Raw genomic sequence first — 15,782 nt, forward strand, 5'->3', positions numbered from 1 at the left:
GCAGCCTGCCCTGAAAGGGCAAAAATGACAGACAAAAAACACATTCCCGAACAATCCAAAGATACTGATGCGGCCCGCCGTCGCATGCTGCTGCGCGGTGGCGCCGTGGCCGGTGGCTTGGCGGCTTTTGCCGCGGGCTACGGCCAAACGGTGGCACGTGGTGCCAAAGGGTTGATGGATGGCACATCGGGCACATCCACCGCCAGTGCCACCCGTGGCAACTCACTGCAGCCGGAGTTTCGCATTGACCCTGTGACCGGCCAGCTGACAACACAGCCTGGACAGGTGGTCAGTCCTTCAAGCTGCCTAGGGTGTTGGTCGCAGTGCGGCGTGCGTGTGCGTGTGGACACGGAAAGCAACAAAATCATTCGCATTGCCGGTAATCCCTATCACCCCCTGGCAACGACCCATCCAGCACCCATGGAGACCCCCGTACGCGAGGTCTATGCCATGCTGGGTGGCGACAATGGTCTGGAAGGGCGTGCCACCAGCTGTGCCCGCGGTTCGTCGATGCTCGCCCACCAGACGGCACCCCATCGTGTGCTGACTCCGCTCAAGCGCGTCGGTCCTCGTGGCTCGGGGCAGTGGCAAAGCATTTCGCTCGAGCAATTGGTGAAAGAAATTTGTGCGGGTGGCAATTTGTTTGGCGAAGGCCATGTGGATGGGTTGGCTGCCATTCGCGATGTCAAAACGCTGATCGACGAGGCCAATCCAGAATATGGCCCCAAGTCCAACCAGTTGCTGGTGACCGATTCGGCGAATGAAGGCCGCACGCCTTTGATCAACCGATTTGCACGCCAGGCGTTTGGCACAGTCAACGTCTCTAACCACGGTGCATATTGCAGCCAAACCTACCGTGTGGGCACTGCTGCGGCTTTGGGTGATATTCCCGGCATGCCCCATGGCAAACCGGATTGGCAGAACTCGCGTTTTGGCTTGTTCATAGGCACGGCCCCGGCGCAGGCGGGCAATCCTTTCCAGCGCCAAGGTCGAGAGCTGTCGGAGGCTCGCACACGCGATGCCAGAACCTACCAGTACGTGGTGGTCTCACCGCTGCTGCCGACTTCCTCCAGCTATGCCTCCGGTGATAACAACCGCTGGCTGCCCATCAAGCCCGCAACTGACTTGGCTTTGGTGATGGGCATGATCCGCTGGATCATCGAAAACGAGCGCTACGACCGTCAGTTCCTGACACAACCCGGTCCTGTGGCCATGGCGGCCGCAGGCGAAGCGAGCTGGAGCAATGCGACCCATTTGCTTATCAACGACCCCAAGCATCCGCGCTATGGACAATTCCTGCGTGGCGCAGACATCGGTTTGCCCATGCCGGAGCCGGTCGATGAAAAAACACCTGCCGAAGACGTGTATGTGGTGCAGCTGGCCGACGGCAGTCTGGTGCCGCACACCGTTGCCACGCCTGCCGAGCTGATCGTGGAGCGCATGTTCACTCCCCTGCAGGCAGAGAGCGCGACGCAAGCATCGGTGCCTGTGGCTGTGTGCTCTGCATTTGTGAAGCTGCGGACAGAAGCGCAGCGCATGACCCTGGAGGAATACGCCGCGGAATGCGGGGTGCCTGTTGCAGAAATTGAAGCCTTGGCCAAGGAGTTCACAAGCCATGGCAAGCAGGCAGTCGCGAATTCGCAGGGCGGCACCATGAATGGTTCGGGCTTTTACACGGCCTTTGCCATCGCCATGCTCAATAACCTGATCGGCAACCTGAACGTCAAGGGTGGCTGGGTGCTGGATGCCGGTCCTTTTGGCCCCTTCGGTCCCGGCCCTCGCTACAACTTTGCGCAGTTCAAGGGGGCCGTCAAGGCCAGTGGTGTGGCACTGTCGCGCACACGCTTCCCGTACGAGAAAACCAGCGAGTTCAAGCGCAAAAAAGAGGCAGGTGAGAACCCTTACCCCGCCAAAGCGCCGTGGTACCCCGCACCGGGCGGCATGAGCAGCGAAATGCTGGCGGCCGGCTTGCTGGGCTACCCGTATCCCGTGAAGGCATGGATTAACCACATGAGCAACCCCGTGTATGCGATTTGTGGCTTTGAGAACACCTTGGTCGAAGCGGTCAAGGACCCCAAGAAACTGCCGCTGTTTGTGTCGGTGGATCCGTTCATCAACGAGACTTCAGCGCTGGCCGACTACATCGTGCCCGACACTGTCACCTACGAAAGCTGGGGTGTGGGTGCGCCTTGGGCGGACGTGGTGGCCAAGAGCAGCACGGTGCGTTGGCCTACGGTGAAGGCGGCTACAGCCAAGACTGCAGACGGCAAACCGGTGAGCTTTGAGACTTTTGTGTTTGCGCTGGCCAAGCAGTTGCAACTGCCAGGCTTTGGCAAAAATGCAATGTCGACCAAGGACGGAGAGCCGCTGGATCTGGAAACGCCCGAAGACTTCTACCTGCGCGGCATGTGCAATATTGCCTACCAAGCAGGCAAGCCTGTGCCTGAGGCTAGCGATGACGATATTGCCATCACAGGACTGAGCAAATGGATGCCTGCCTTGGAAGCGCGTGTGAAGCCCGAAGAGGTGCGCCGCGTGGCCATGGTGATGAGTCGTGGTGGCCGTTTTGATGCGGTGGAAGACGCGTGGAAGGGCGAACACATCAAGCAGGCGCATAAATTCCCGGTGCAGATCTGGCACGAGGGCTTGTCCAAGATGCGCCACTCCATGACGGGCGAGCGCTACAGCGGCTGCCCCACCTGGTACCCCACACGGTTTGCCGACGGCACTAGCATGCGTGAGCACTTCCCCGAGAGCGAGTGGCCGTTGACGATGAGCTCGTACAAGTCCAACTTGATGAGTTCCATGTCGATTGCCGCACCGCGCCTGCGCCAGGTGCACCCGCACAACCCCATCAGCCTGAACGCCGCAGATGCAGCCAAGCTGGGGATTGCCAACGGCGACCGCATTGAAGTCAAAACGCCCGGCGCCAAGCTGCAAGGCGTGGCACTGGTGCGCAGCGGCATAGCCCAGGGCGCGATTGCTATTGAGTACGGCTATGGCCATACGCAACTGGGTACCGTGGCGCACAAGATTGATGGCAAAGCTACGCATGTCAACCCCCAGCACGGCAATGGCGTGAACCTGAACCGCCTGGGCTTTGCAGACCCCACACGCCCTGCCAAGGACAATGTGTGGATTGACTGGGTGTCCGGGGCGGTGGTACGCCAAGGTCTGCCCGTAAGTGTCAGAAAGGTTTGACGCAGTTTTCAATAACCTGTGCACCTCCAGAGTACTGGTTTGACCCACCGCTTGCGGTGGGTTTTTTTCTGTACAGGGCACAGCTTGTCGTTTGGTGCACAGCGTGAATGCCAAGCACTTGTGCGTGTGATTGGTTAGCGGTAAGCGCAAGTCGTGCCGCAAGGCTTCTGGAGACAATAGGCGGCATCACGCACTATGACGTACGGTTGGGTGCGCAATATTTGCAAGTACTGATGGATTTATGCACACACTGATTGTTGAAGACAACGTGCTGGTTGCTTCTGGCATCAAGGCAGGGTTGGAACTGCATGGCTTTACCTGTGACGTGGCGGCCAGTGCATCCGCTGCGCAATTGCTGATCGCGGGTAGCCAGTTTGATGTCTGCGTGCTGGATCTGGGGCTGCCTGATGGCTGTGGGCTGGAGCTGCTGCACCAATGGCGCACCCGGAATCTGGCAATGCCAGTGTTGATTTTGACGGCCCGCAGCACCCTGGAAGACAAGCTTGCGGGCTTTCAAAAGGGGAGTGATGACTATTTGACCAAGCCTTTTGATCTGCAGGAGCTGGTGGTGCGCTTGCAGGCTTTGCACCGCCGCTCGGCCGGGCGTGCCAGTGACTGGCTGGAGTGGCCGGGGCTGCGCCTGAACCCTGCCACGCATGAAGCATGGGTGGAGGAGCAGCCGGTGGAATTGGCGCGCCGCGAGTGGTCGCTTTTGGGGGCTTTGCTCCAAGCGAATGGCCGTGTGCTCACGCCTGCACAGCTGCACGACAGCTTGTATGGCTTTGAGCAGGATGTGGGTAGCAACACCGTGAATGTGCATGTGCACAACCTGCGCAAGAAACTGGGTGCAGACATTATTGAAACCGTGAGAGGGCTGGGCTTTCGGCTGGGCTCTGCCTATTGCAAGGGGTGCGCATGAAAAGCCTGCGTGTGCGGCTGGTGGTGACTTTGTGCATTGCCATCTGCGTGTTGTGGAGCACGGTGGCAGCCTGGATGTTTAGCAGCATGCGCCACGAACTGCAAAGCGTATTAGACGACCGATTGGTGGCTTCCACGCGCATGGTCGCAGGCATCATGGGACAGTTCTCGCAGGCGCAGGTTGCAGCCGTCGGTAAGGGTACCAAGCCCGCAGACCTGACACCTGTGATTGCGCGCGATGGGGTGGCATGTGAAGTCAGTCTGGTGCGCAGTGAGGTGGAAGTGCTGCCGATTGCACGCACCGAAAACAGCCCCGGATTTGGTGAGGTCGAAGATCTGGGCTTTGGGCGCATCACCAAAGGTGGAAAGCCATGGCGCACCTATGTGCTGGAAGAAAACGGCATCCGTATCACCACGGCAGACCGAATTGATGTGCGCGAACACTTGGTGCAATCGTTTGCCTACGCCATGGTGCTGCCTTTTGCCATGGCGCTGCTGGGCTTGCTGGCCATTACCTGGTGGGTGGGAACGAGGGGTTTGGAGCCACTGCGGCGTTTGCAGCAAGCGCTGGCAAAGCGCCCACCGCAAGACGATCAACCTATTCAAGTAGGGCAAGACATTGCGGAGCTGGCGCCGATGGTGCAAAGCTTGAACGCACTGTTGCTGCGCAGTCATGCAGCCCTGGAGCACGAGCGGCGCTGGACAGCCGATGCGGCGCATGAGCTACGTACCCCCCTAACAGCGATCAAGACGCATGTCCAAGTGATGCAACTGCTCTTTGAACGCGAGTGCCAGCGTGGCGACAAAGCAGAGAATCCTGCGCTGGTGCAGATGCGCCAGTCCCTAGAAAACGCCAAGCAAGGAATCACTCATATGCACGATACCTTGGAGCAGTTGCTCTTGTTGGCAAGGCTGGAGGGTACGCAAGGTTTGGTGTCGCAGCATTTGGCAGGCGAAGACATTCTTGCGGCGTTTGAGCGTGCCTGTGAGCAGTCGCAAAAAAATGCGCTGTCCAAAGGCTATGCCTCCGCCTTGGAGACGCAGGTGCGCCCTGATGCGCTTGCGGTGTGGGATGCATGCAAATTTGTGCTGCCTTTGCCATTGCCCCTGCTGATGTGCGCGGTCGGCAATGTGATCGACAACGCTTTACGGCATAACGTGGGTGATAAAGCCGTGGATGCGGTCATTGAACTGGCTCCCACCCAAGACGGCATTTACGTGCACGTGCGCGACTATGGGGCTGGCATGAGTGAGGCAGAGTGCGAGCAAGCCTTAAAGCGCTTTTGGCGCAAGAACCCTTTGGGGCAGGGGACGGGCTTGGGGCTCACGATTGTGCAGCGCATCATCGCCAGTGCAGACGGACGGCTGAGCCTGGAGCGGGCAGACGGTGGCGGCTTGCTGGTGCGGCTGTTTTTGCCAGCGGTTGTGCAGGACGACAGCGTCGCCCCGGCGTTGTTGAATAAAACGATGGGCAGCAAGCAGTAGGCTTGAAATATGAGTCTTCCGCACAAACCCTGCTACCGCCCAACAAATTGAAAGCAGTACAACGCAGCCTCAAGGCCTGAGGTTCGTGATCCATTTGAGCGCACCTGCAAGGCGGGAGTTGGTGAGCCACATGAACTGCAAAGGGCTCAGCAAGCGACGGGCACTGCGCGTCGTTGGCATGAGCCCAGGGCTTACCGTTATCAGCCAGTAGCAGATCGCAATTGCGCTCTCAAGCACAAGAATTTTTATTGCAGGCTGGGCGGTGCAGGGCTGGCGCTTGTCTGGCCAGCATGCCCAGGAGCTGGCAAAGCGTGACCGGCAGGCGCTGGAAGTGGCCGAGGCCATCAAGCAAGCAGGCATCGAAGCCAACAACGCAATCTCAGCCGCCGACGCGCGTGCATGGAAAGGACTGGAAGATGACAAAAAAGAGCTTGGCCGCCTGCGCGGCTGTGTCGCTGATCGCACTTGTGGGGTGCGTCTCATCACCAAGTACGTGCCCACCGGTGGCGGGGCCAGCGATTCAAGCCCCGGCAGCGTGGGCCATGACACCATCGAAATCGACCCAGACGTACAACGCCGTGTTCTCGACCACCGAGAAGCCATCGGAGAAGACACCGCAAAACTAGAGTACCTGCAGGACTATACGATGCAGTGCTGGCGGGCCACCAGCGGTGATGGTGCGATCGGACGATAACTAATTTAATGCTCTGCAAACGCCAGAGGTTGTGTGAAAACTCGCCTAGGTAGGAGATTCAGGGCTCTTCACACTATTACCTCGGTCAAGAAAAACGCTTACAGAGCGATCTGAGGGGTCGTTTTTTTGTTGATGCCAGTGCTTCATGCGTTTTCACACAGCCTCCAGCGGTTGCTGCCAGTCGTGTCCGCAACATGAATGAATGCTTTCTGCCAAGCAGCAGTCATTTACTTGAAGTGAAGATACGCCATTTAGGAAACTAAGACCAATTCACACCCCTAACTCCAGCCGTGGGTAGGCTTTGTTGCAAAAACAAATTTTCTTGTATCTAGAGCAACTTTATAAAAAATTCTTTCTTTAAGATGCGCCCGACAGCGGCCATGGTGGCCAGTTGCGCGCAGCCCGCCAAGGGTGACGCAACGTTGAACGCATCTTCTACCTACCCATGACGTCAAAGACACCTCCTATCGGTCACCAGCTTGTAAGTCCCTGGGGGATGGATCAATCACATACAGGCACGCTGCGAAGGGTGCTTCCCGTTCTGGTGACTTTGGCAGTCGTGCAACTGCTTACCTGGCTCCTGCACACCGACTACGGCACGTCAAACACACCGGGCGCCTCGGTCATTCCGTATTACTTGGCCCTGCACCTGCTGATGGAGACGTTCTCAATCGTCATTGCGATGATGGTGTTTGCTGTGGGGTGGAACAACTTTGAGAAGATCAGCTCTGGCAACCTAGCACTGCTAGCCAGCGTGTTTTTTGCGGTTGGCTTGCTGGATTTTTCGCACATGGCGGCCTATGGGGGTATGCCCGACTTTCTCGGCCCCAATGATTCCGATAAGCACCTGCACTTCTGGATGAGCGCACGCTTTTTGGCAGCTTTTGGCTTGCTTGTGGTGTGCATACGCCCCTGGAACGCACAGGTCAGCAGGCCCATGAAGCTTGGTGTATTTGCGGGCCTCGTGGCCCTGGTGGTTTTGCTCAACTGGGCTGCCATTGCGCACGAGGATGCCTTGCCGGTGTGGTTTGTACTTGGCGAAGGGCTCACCTGGTCCAAGAAAGCACTGGAGTATCTGTACATCCTGATGAACGTGGTGACTGCCGGTGTGTTGCTGCTGCGCATGCGTGCGCCGCAGCCTTTCAATGCGGCATTGCTGTTTGCCGCCGTCATGACGCTCGCTATGAGCGAGTTGTTCTTCACGCTCTACACCACCATGACAGGCGCTTACAACGTGCTGGGGCATATTTACAAGGTGATTGCCTACCTGTTCATCTATCGTGCGGTGGTCGTTGAGAACGTGGAGCTCCCCTATCGAGAGCTGGCCAAGTCACGGCACAGCCTGGAACTGGCGGTGCGCGCTTCGGGTACCGGTTTGTGGAGTTGGGATGCAAGCACAGGGGATACCTATTTTTCCCCGGTCTGGAAAGCGCAACTGGGCTACCAAGACCATGAACTGGTCAACCATTTTTCCACTTGGGAGGAGCTGCTGCACCCCGAAGACTACGCAATCGTGATGCAGCAGGTGCAAGCTTTAACGCAAGGGCCCAGAGATGCCTTGTTCGAAAGCGAATTCCGCCTGCGCCATAAGGATGGCAGCTACCGCTGGATACTGGCGCGCGGCGAGAGACAAAGCGATGCGAGCGGCGCAGCTTTGTGCTTCATGGGTTCACATGTCGATGTCACCGAGCGCAAGCGCTCCGAGGGCCGTTTTCGCAGTGCGGTCAAGGCATCCCCCAATGCCATGATCATGGTGAACGCAGAGGGTACCATTGTGATGACCAATACCCATGCAGAGACGCTATTTGGCTATGCTCCCGGCACGCTGAAAGGCCAGCCGCTGGGCTTACTCATACCGCTGTCCTGTTGGGATGAGCATAAGGCCAACCGCCAGGCGTTCATGCGAGATGCAGCGGAGCGCCAAATGACCAAGGGCCGCAACCTTGCAGCATGCCATTACGACGGTCATGAAATACGGGTAGAGGTGGGACTCACGCCCATTCAGGAAGAGGACGGCAGTTATGTGCTGGTGTCCGTGGTGGACATTACCCAGCGCCTGGAAGATGAAGCGCGCATCAACAAACTGATCTACTACGATGCTCTCACCGGCCTGCCCAACCGCCTGCTGCTGCAAGACCGGGCACGCCACGCACTGGCGATGGCGCAGGGGGGGCAGCGTGTGGCGCTGCTGTTCATGGACCTGGACCACTTCAAGCATGTCAACGATAAGCTGGGGCACTCGGCAGGCGATAAGCTGCTGCAAGAAGTAGGGCAGCGGATTCTGATTTCCCTGCGTGACAACGATACCGTCGCGCGCGTGGGCGGCGATGAATTTGTGATGGTGCTGCCGCAAGTGCAGGAAAACGATGCCGCGCGCTTGGCCCAAAAAATACTCACCACCGTGGCTCAACCCTACCAGCTAGGAGGGCTGGAGTTGATGGTGACGCCCTCTATCGGCATCGCGCTCTACCCTGCTGATGGTCAGGATTTTGAGACCCTATACCGCCACGCTGACACCGCCATGTACCGCGCCAAGCAGGATGGCCGCAATAGATTTTGCTTTTTTGCCGTGGAAATGCAGGAGCGTACCGAGCGTATCCTGCTGCTGGAGAGCGCCATGCACCAGGCGCTGGAGAAGCAGCAGTTCCAGTTGGTTTACCAGCCGCAGTTGACGATAGATGGTCGCCAGGTGGTTGGTGTAGAAGCGCTGCTGCGCTGGAACCATCCAGAAATGGGCAACATCTCGCCCGCCGAATTCGTACCGGTGGCCGAGAGTAATGGTCAGATCATCGCTATCGGTACCTGGGTGCTGCAGACCGCAGTACGCCAGTTGCGCGCTTGGATGGATGCCGGCTTGCCACCCATGGTGATGGCGGTGAACCTGTCTGCCGTCCAGTTTCGCCACTCCAACTTGCCAGCGTTGGTCAGTCAGACGCTAGACGCGGCACAGTTGCCCCCCGAATATCTGGAATTGGAACTCACCGAAAGTGTAGCTATGGACAAGCCGGAAAACGCCATGGCGGTGATGCGCAACCTGCACGAACGTGGGGTGCGCTTGTCAATTGACGACTTTGGCACCGGGTACTCCTCACTAAGCTACCTCAAGCGTTTCAGTGTGTACAAGCTCAAGATCGACCAGTCTTTCGTGCGTGACATCGTGACTGACGCCGATGATCGAGGCATTGTGGCAGCCATTGTGCAAATGGCACACAGCTTGGGCTTAAAGACCATCGCTGAGGGCGTGGAGACGCAGGCGCAGTGCCAATTCTTGGCCGCGCAGGGCTGTGACGAGGTGCAAGGCTACTTCTTCAGCCGCCCGCTGCCTGCAGACCAGATGGCAGCGTTTGTGAGCAAAACCAATTCAAGTTTGTTGCAGCGCAGCTCAGCCTCTTTCATGTAGACCAGTTCGGACAGGGCTTCGCGCGAGCGGTTACCAAAAGGCTGCTTGCGTTCTGGCGCATCAATGCCTTGAAAGCGAACCTTAATTTGCTGGTATGGGTGGGCTGCATCCTGAGTAGGGCAGCGGGCAGAGATGGTGTCGCCGTCACTGATGCCGACGACAAGGCAGAGGAGGGTGGCGGCAAGCATGCCAAAGCATACAGCTAAGGTAGAAAGCAAAAAAGCCCGCAGAAGCGAGCTTTTTTATGAGGGCATGCCCTTTTTGGATTCTGCAAGTTATTGATTTTGCAGTATTTCTGGCGGAAGGGGCGGGATTCGAACCCGCGGTGGGCTATTAACCCACACACGCTTTCCAGGCGTGCGACTTAAACCGCTCATCCACCCTTCCGTGCAACGCAGCAGAGCTATGTTGCTGAAATGAAAACCCAAGCTCAAAAGCTTGGGTTTGGTATCTGGTGCAAGACCGTGGTGTCTTGTAAACAAGCACTAATTGTAACTCAGTTTTAGAGCATGAAATGCAAAACGCTGCTTTTGCGCTGTGCAGCCAGTGCGTGCGACGGTGTTGTTGTGCGGGTGTTCTGGATTTTTTAATAAAAATAGCTTCTAGTGCTTATCCAGCAATCGTTAAAAGCTATGGTTTTTACGAGTTTTAGCCCAGCAGCAAGGCGTCGTCTGCCAATTTTTCACCGCGCACTTTTTCAAACATGTGCAGCAAGTCAGTTACGTCCATCTTGGCACGCTCTGCGCCGCTGACGTCCAGTACCACTTGGCCCTGGTGCAGCATGACGGTGCGCTCACCCACATCCAGTGCTTGGCGCATGCTGTGGGTCACCATCATGGTTGTGAGCTTACTTTCGCGCACGATACGGTCGGTCAGTTGCAGCACAAAGTCTGCGGTGCGGGGGTCCAGTGCGGCAGTGTGCTCGTCGAGCAGCAAGATGCGAGAAGGTTGCAGGGCCGCCATGAGTAAGCTCACGGCTTGGCGCTGTCCGCCCGAGAGCAGGCCAATGCGGTCGGTCAGGCGGTTTTCCAATCCCAGGCCCAAAGTGGCCAAGCGTTCGCGGTACAGCGCACGGTGCTCATTTTTCACAGCACGTGACAGGCCACGCACCGTGCCGCGGCAGTGTGCCAGCGCCATGTTTTCTTCAATGCTCAGGTCTTCGCAGGTGCCTGCCATGGGGTCTTGGAACACGCGGGCCACGCGGTGGGCACGGTCCCAGACGGGTTTGCGTGTCATATCCTCGCCGGCAATCTGGATGCTGCCTTTGTCCACGCTTTGATCGCCAGAAACGGCATTCAAGAAGGTGGATTTACCCGCACCATTGGAGCCAATGACGGTCACAAACTGGCCGTCGGGAATGTTCAACGACAGGCCACGCAAGGCACGGGTTTCAATCGGGGTGCCGGGGTTGAAGGTAAGTTCGAGGTTTTGTGCGCTCAACATAGATTCACAACTTTCTGCAATGGTGGGCGCATCAAGGTTTGCGGCTCAGCTTGCGCTTGAGCTGGGGGATGACAAGGGCGATCGTGACCAGCACAGCGGTGACCAAGTTCAAATCTTGGGCTTTCAGGCCAATGAAGTCGCTGTTCAAAGCCGCGGCAATAAAGAAGCGGTAGACGATGGCGCCGATCACCACGGCCAGCGTGGCCCAAATAATTTTGCGTGAGGGCAGGATCGATTCACCCACGATGACCGCCGCCAAGCCAATGACGATGGTGCCAATCCCCATGGAAATGTCAGAGCCGCCCTGGGTCTGTACAAACATGGCGCCAGCCAGGCCCACTAGTCCGTTGGATACGGCCATGCCCAGCAAAATCATGCAGCCCGTGTTTACGCCTTGGGCGCGCGCCATGCGGGCATTCGAGCCAGTGGCACGAATGGCCAAGCCGCGTTGAGTGGCAAAGAACCAGTCCAGTGCCAGCTTGGCTGCAACCACAATCACCAGCAACAGCAGAGGGCGGAAGACGTAGTCTTCCATGCGCTCGGGCTGGAGCAGGTTGAAGATGGTGGGGTCGTTAATCAGCGGCACGTTGGGGCCGCCCATGATGCGCAGATTGACCGAATACAGTGCAATCATCATCAAGATGGAGGCCAGCAAGTCCATGATCTTGAGCTTGACGTTGAGCCAGCCTGTGACCATGCCTGCTGCAGCGCCTGCTGCGGTGGCTGCCAAGGTGGCTACCCAAGGGTTATAGCCTGCGGCAATCAGTACGGCGCACACGGCGCCGCCCAAAGGAAAGCTGCCATCGACTGTGAGGTCAGGAAAGCGCAGCAAGCGAAAAGAGATATATACACCCAGCGCGACGAGGGCAAAGATCAGGCCAATTTCAATGGCGCCGAGCAGCGAAAACAAAGACATGGAGCAGAAACAGTCGGTTGCTGGGAGGAAACGAAAAAAGGCAGGGCCGATTTATGGGCGCCTGCCTGCATGCACGAGGAGAAATTACTTAACGACTTCTGCTGCGTTTTTCACCAAAGCATCAGAGAGTTTGATGCCTTGCTTTTCCGCGGCGCCAGGGTTCACAAACAGCTCCATCTTGGTGCTGACTTCGGGCTTGATGGTGCCAGGTGCTTCGCCCTTCAGAATGCGAGCGACCATGCGGCCAGTCTGTTCGCCCAGGTCGCGGTAGTTGATGCCGTAGGCTGCCACGGCACCGCGCTTGACGGAGTCGGTGTCCGATGCTACCAGCGGGATTTTGGCGTCCTGGCCGACCTTGACCAGCGATTCGTAGGCCGACACCACGTTGTTGTCAGTGTTGGTATAGATCACGTCTACCTTGCCAATCAGGCTGCGCGCGGCGCTGCCCACGTCCACCGAACGAGGAGCTGCGGCTTCCACCAGCGTCATGCCCAGTGTAGGCAGCAGTTTTTGCAGTTCTTTGACGACGACCACGGAGTTGGCCTCGCCGGGGTTGTAGACCATGCCCACGCGCTTGGCGCCGGGCACAACCTGCTTGACCAGCTCCATCTGCTTGTCCAGGGCCAGCAGGTCAGACACGCCTGTCACGTTGGTTTTGGAGGGCTCCCACGAAGCCATCAACTTGGCGGCCACGGGGTCTGTCACGGCAGAGAACACCACGGGCACGGTCTTGGTGGAGGCCACCACGGCCTGGGCCGAGGGGGTAGCGATAGCGACAATCGCGTCGGGCTTGTCACCCACGAACTTGCGGGCGATCTGGGCCGCAGTGCCGGTGTTGCCTTGGGCACTCTGGTATTGCCACTTCAAGTTCTTGCCCGATTCAAAACCTTCTGCCTTCAGAGCTGCTTGCACGCCGTCACGCACGGCGTCCAGGGCGGGGTGCTCGACGATGGCTGTCACTGCCACGGACTTGTCCGCAGCGTGTGCGCTGGTCATGGAAGCGATAGCCAAAGCGACTGCACCCAAAGGTGCCCAAGACTTGAAATTCATTGCTTTTTCTCCACCGTTGTTATGAGGCCAATATGGCTGTGATCTATGCAAAGAATGGGCCAGATGTGCCACTTTTGCGCCCGTTCTTTGCGCGGATCAAGTCTATAGCAGCGGCTGCGTGCTGCTTTTGCCCTGCACAGGGATATGTGTCAGATTTCCTACAGCACGCAGATTTATTGCGTTGATGTTGGTTTTGATGCGCCTTGTTTGTTTTTTGTGCAGGTGGTAATAAAAAAAGGCTCGCATTGCGAGCCTTTTTTGCAAGATGCATGCAGCGAGGGCTTACATGCCGGAGTAGGTCGGGCCGCCGCCGCCTTCGGGGGTGACCCAGACAATGTTCTGCGTGGGGTCCTTGATGTCGCAGGTCTTGCAATGCACGCAGTTTTGCGCGTTGATTTGCAGGCGCTTGCCACCTTGCTCGGTATCGTCCACAAATTCGTACACCCCGGCAGGGCAGTAGCGGCTTTCAGGGCCAGCGTATTGGGCCAAATTGACCTTCACGGGCACCGAAGCGTCCTTGAGCGTCAAGTGCGCAGGCTGATCTTCACCGTGGTTGGTGCCGCTGATAAAGACGCTGGAGAGGCGGTCAAACGTCAGCTTGCCATCGGGCTTGGGGTATTCGATAGGCTGGCACTCTGCCGCAGGCTTGAGGTAGGCGTGATCAGGCTTGTCGCGGTGCAGCGTCCATGGAATGCAGCCCTTGAGCACAAATTGCTCCAGGCCGTTCATGACGGTGGCGGTGCTCAGGCCCTTCTTGAACCAGGTCTTGAAGTTGCGTGCCTTCCACAACTCGTCGTACAGCCAGCTGTTTTCGAAGGCAGTCTCGTAGGCGTTCAACACATCGCCCTGGCGGCCTGCCACGATGGCTTCGTACGCGGCTTCAGCGGCCAGCATGCCGGTTTTGATGGCAGCGTGGCTGCCCTTGATGCGCGAAGCGTTCAGGAAGCCCGCGTCGCAGCCCACCAGCGCGCCGCCGGGGAAGACGAACTTGGGCAGGCTCAAGATGCCGCCAGCCGTGATGGCCCGCGCGCCGTAAGAGATGCGCTTGGCGGGCTTGATGCCCTTTGCTTCGTCCCCTTCGAGGTAGTAGCGGATGTTGGGGTGGGTTTTCCAACGCTGCATTTCCTCAAACGGCGATAGGTACGGGTTGGCGTAGTCCAGGCCGGTGACAAAGCCCAATGTGACCAAGTTGTCTTCCAGGTGGTAGAGGAAGCCGCCGCCGTAGGTCTTGCTGTCCATGGGCCAGCCGCCGGTGTGCAGCACCATGCCGGGTTTGTGGCGTGCGGGGTCGATTTCCCACAGCTCCTTGATGCCCAGGCCGTAGGCTTGCGGGTCTTTGCCATCGTCCAGCTGGTACTTGGCAATGATTTGCTTGCCCAAGTGGCCGCGCGCACCTTCCGCGAAGATGGTGTATTTGCCGTGCAATTCCATACCCAGCTGGAAGTCGCCCGTGGGTTCGCCATCCTTGCCCACGCCCATGTTGCCGGTGGCAATACCTTTGACGGAGCCATCTTCGTTGTAGAGCACTTCCGCAGCGGCAAAGCCGGGGAAAATTTCTACGCCCAGCGCTTCAGCCTGGTCTGCCAGCCACTTGGTGACGAAACCCAGGCGCACCACGTAGTTGCCTTCGTTGTGGAAACACTTGGGCAGCAGGAAGTTGGGAGTGCGCAGTGAGCCTTTTTCGCTGAAGAAGACCATGGAGTCTTCGGTCACTGGCTGGTTCAGAGGGGCGCCCTTTTCCTTCCAGTCGGGGATGAGTTCGGTCAGTGCGATGGGGTCCATGATGGCGCCCGACAAGGTGTGCGCACCGGGCTCAGAGCCTTTTTCGAGTACCACCACCGAGACGTCTTGGCCTTTTTCTGCCGACAGTTGCTTGAGGCGGATGGCAGTGGCCAAGCCGCCGGGGCCGCCACCAACGATCACCACGTCGTATTCCATGGCCTCGCGGGGGCCGTATTGCGCCAGGATTTCTTCGTTTGTCATCGGGGTGTCTCTCTTGGAAATTTAAAAACCTGAATGGCACGCTCGTGCTGACTGCCACAAATTGCGGCTGATTCTATGCGGGCTCACTGCATCTACCTAAAAACTTGAGGGGTAGATGGCACGATTGGTGGCCTGAATGATGGTTGGAGTCACATCGGTGACGCTGGCTGGGCGTCATCTGTCCTTCACGGGACTGCCTTCAGGTGTGATTTAGACAAGATGTGCCTATTAGTGAAAAAGCAGGAGCCAGGGGCATGAGACTGGAGATTCCAGAGGATAAAAAGCTGGTCTACCAAACCACGTTTGGGGTGAAGTGGGGCGACATGGATGCCATGGGCCATGTCAACAACACGGTGTACTTCAAGTACATGGAGCACGGGCGTATTGAGTGGCTCAGCGAGATTGGCTTTTTGCACCTGCCCAATGGCCAGGCGCCGGTGATCGCGAATGCGTTTTGCAACTTCAAGCGCCAGTTGAAGTACCCCGACACCGTGCTGATGAAGCTGTACGTGAGCAACCCGGCGCGCGTGACCTTTGATGCCTGGACCACGCTGGAGCGCGTGGAGGAGCCGGGCGTGATCTGCGCGGCGGGCGGGGCCACCGTGCTGTGGATTGATACGCAGCGCGAGAAGGCTGCTTCACTTCCAGAAGCGCTTCGCGCTCTGATAGATTGAGCTTCAGATATAAAACGT

The 15,782-nt window shown here is 57.9% G+C and carries 10 protein-coding genes, 1 tRNA gene and 1 pseudogene; 7 read left to right on the forward strand and 5 right to left on the reverse strand.

What is annotated here, in order from left to right; translation table 11 throughout:
• The first annotated feature begins 24 nt into the window (after positions 1–24).
• From QEP12_RS14760 to QEP12_RS14785, 6 genes and pseudogenes are all read left to right on the forward strand, one after another.
• Positions 25–3,201, forward strand: a complete 3,177-nt coding sequence (locus QEP12_RS14760; RefSeq protein WP_284214721.1) for a tetrathionate reductase subunit A — start codon at positions 25–27, stop codon at positions 3,199–3,201.
• Between the two features lie 241 nt (positions 3,202–3,442).
• On the forward strand, positions 3,443–4,120 hold the full coding sequence (locus QEP12_RS14765; protein ID WP_219162120.1) for a response regulator: 678 nt from the start codon (positions 3,443–3,445) through the stop codon (positions 4,118–4,120).
• On the forward strand, positions 4,117–5,604 hold the full coding sequence (locus QEP12_RS14770; RefSeq protein WP_284214722.1) for an ATP-binding protein: 1,488 nt from the start codon (positions 4,117–4,119) through the stop codon (positions 5,602–5,604). Before QEP12_RS14765 ends, QEP12_RS14770 begins: the two co-directional genes overlap by 4 nt.
• Before the next feature lie 94 nt (positions 5,605–5,698).
• Positions 5,699–5,844 (forward strand): annotated as a pseudogene (locus QEP12_RS14775) (IS3 family transposase); the annotation flags it as partial.
• 37 nt (positions 5,845–5,881) lie between these two features.
• Positions 5,882–6,298 carry a lysis protein gene (locus QEP12_RS14780; protein ID WP_219162118.1) on the forward strand — a complete coding sequence of 139 codons (417 nt, stop codon included), beginning with the start codon at positions 5,882–5,884 and terminating at the stop codon, positions 6,296–6,298.
• A 559-nt stretch (positions 6,299–6,857) separates the two neighbouring features.
• Positions 6,858–9,698, forward strand: coding sequence for a bifunctional diguanylate cyclase/phosphodiesterase (locus tag QEP12_RS14785; RefSeq protein ID WP_284214723.1), 2,841 nt, complete (start codon positions 6,858–6,860; stop codon positions 9,696–9,698).
• 296 nt (positions 9,699–9,994) lie between these two features.
• Here QEP12_RS14785 and QEP12_RS14795 read toward each other — a convergent pair.
• The 5 genes from QEP12_RS14795 to QEP12_RS14815 form a co-directional block, all read right to left on the reverse strand.
• Positions 9,995–10,085 (reverse strand) — tRNA-Ser (locus QEP12_RS14795).
• Positions 10,086–10,346: 261 nt separating this feature from the next.
• Complete coding sequence (locus QEP12_RS14800; RefSeq protein WP_174863997.1) at positions 10,347–11,141, reverse strand: ABC transporter ATP-binding protein; 795 nt, start codon at positions 11,139–11,141, stop codon at positions 10,347–10,349.
• Positions 11,142–11,172: 31 nt separating this feature from the next.
• Entirely contained in the window at positions 11,173–12,057 is an 885-nt protein-coding gene (locus tag QEP12_RS14805; protein ID WP_219162115.1) for an ABC transporter permease, read from the reverse strand.
• An 84-nt stretch (positions 12,058–12,141) separates the two neighbouring features.
• Positions 12,142–13,107, reverse strand: coding sequence for an ABC transporter substrate-binding protein (locus QEP12_RS14810; RefSeq protein WP_219162114.1), 966 nt, complete (start codon positions 13,105–13,107; stop codon positions 12,142–12,144).
• Positions 13,108–13,389: 282 nt separating this feature from the next.
• Entirely contained in the window at positions 13,390–15,090 is a 1,701-nt protein-coding gene (locus tag QEP12_RS14815) for an electron transfer flavoprotein-ubiquinone oxidoreductase (RefSeq protein WP_284214724.1), read from the reverse strand.
• Between the two features lie 254 nt (positions 15,091–15,344).
• Between QEP12_RS14815 and QEP12_RS14820 the strand changes: the two genes are divergently transcribed.
• A complete protein-coding gene (locus QEP12_RS14820; RefSeq protein WP_174863271.1) occupies positions 15,345–15,764 on the forward strand; it encodes an acyl-CoA thioesterase in 420 nt (139 codons plus the stop codon).
• Positions 15,765–15,782: the final 18 nt, after the last annotated feature.

The sequence above is a fragment of the Comamonas jiangduensis genome (genome assembly GCF_030162955.1).
GTDB classification, from domain to species: Bacteria; Pseudomonadota; Gammaproteobacteria; order Burkholderiales; family Burkholderiaceae_C; genus Comamonas; species Comamonas jiangduensis.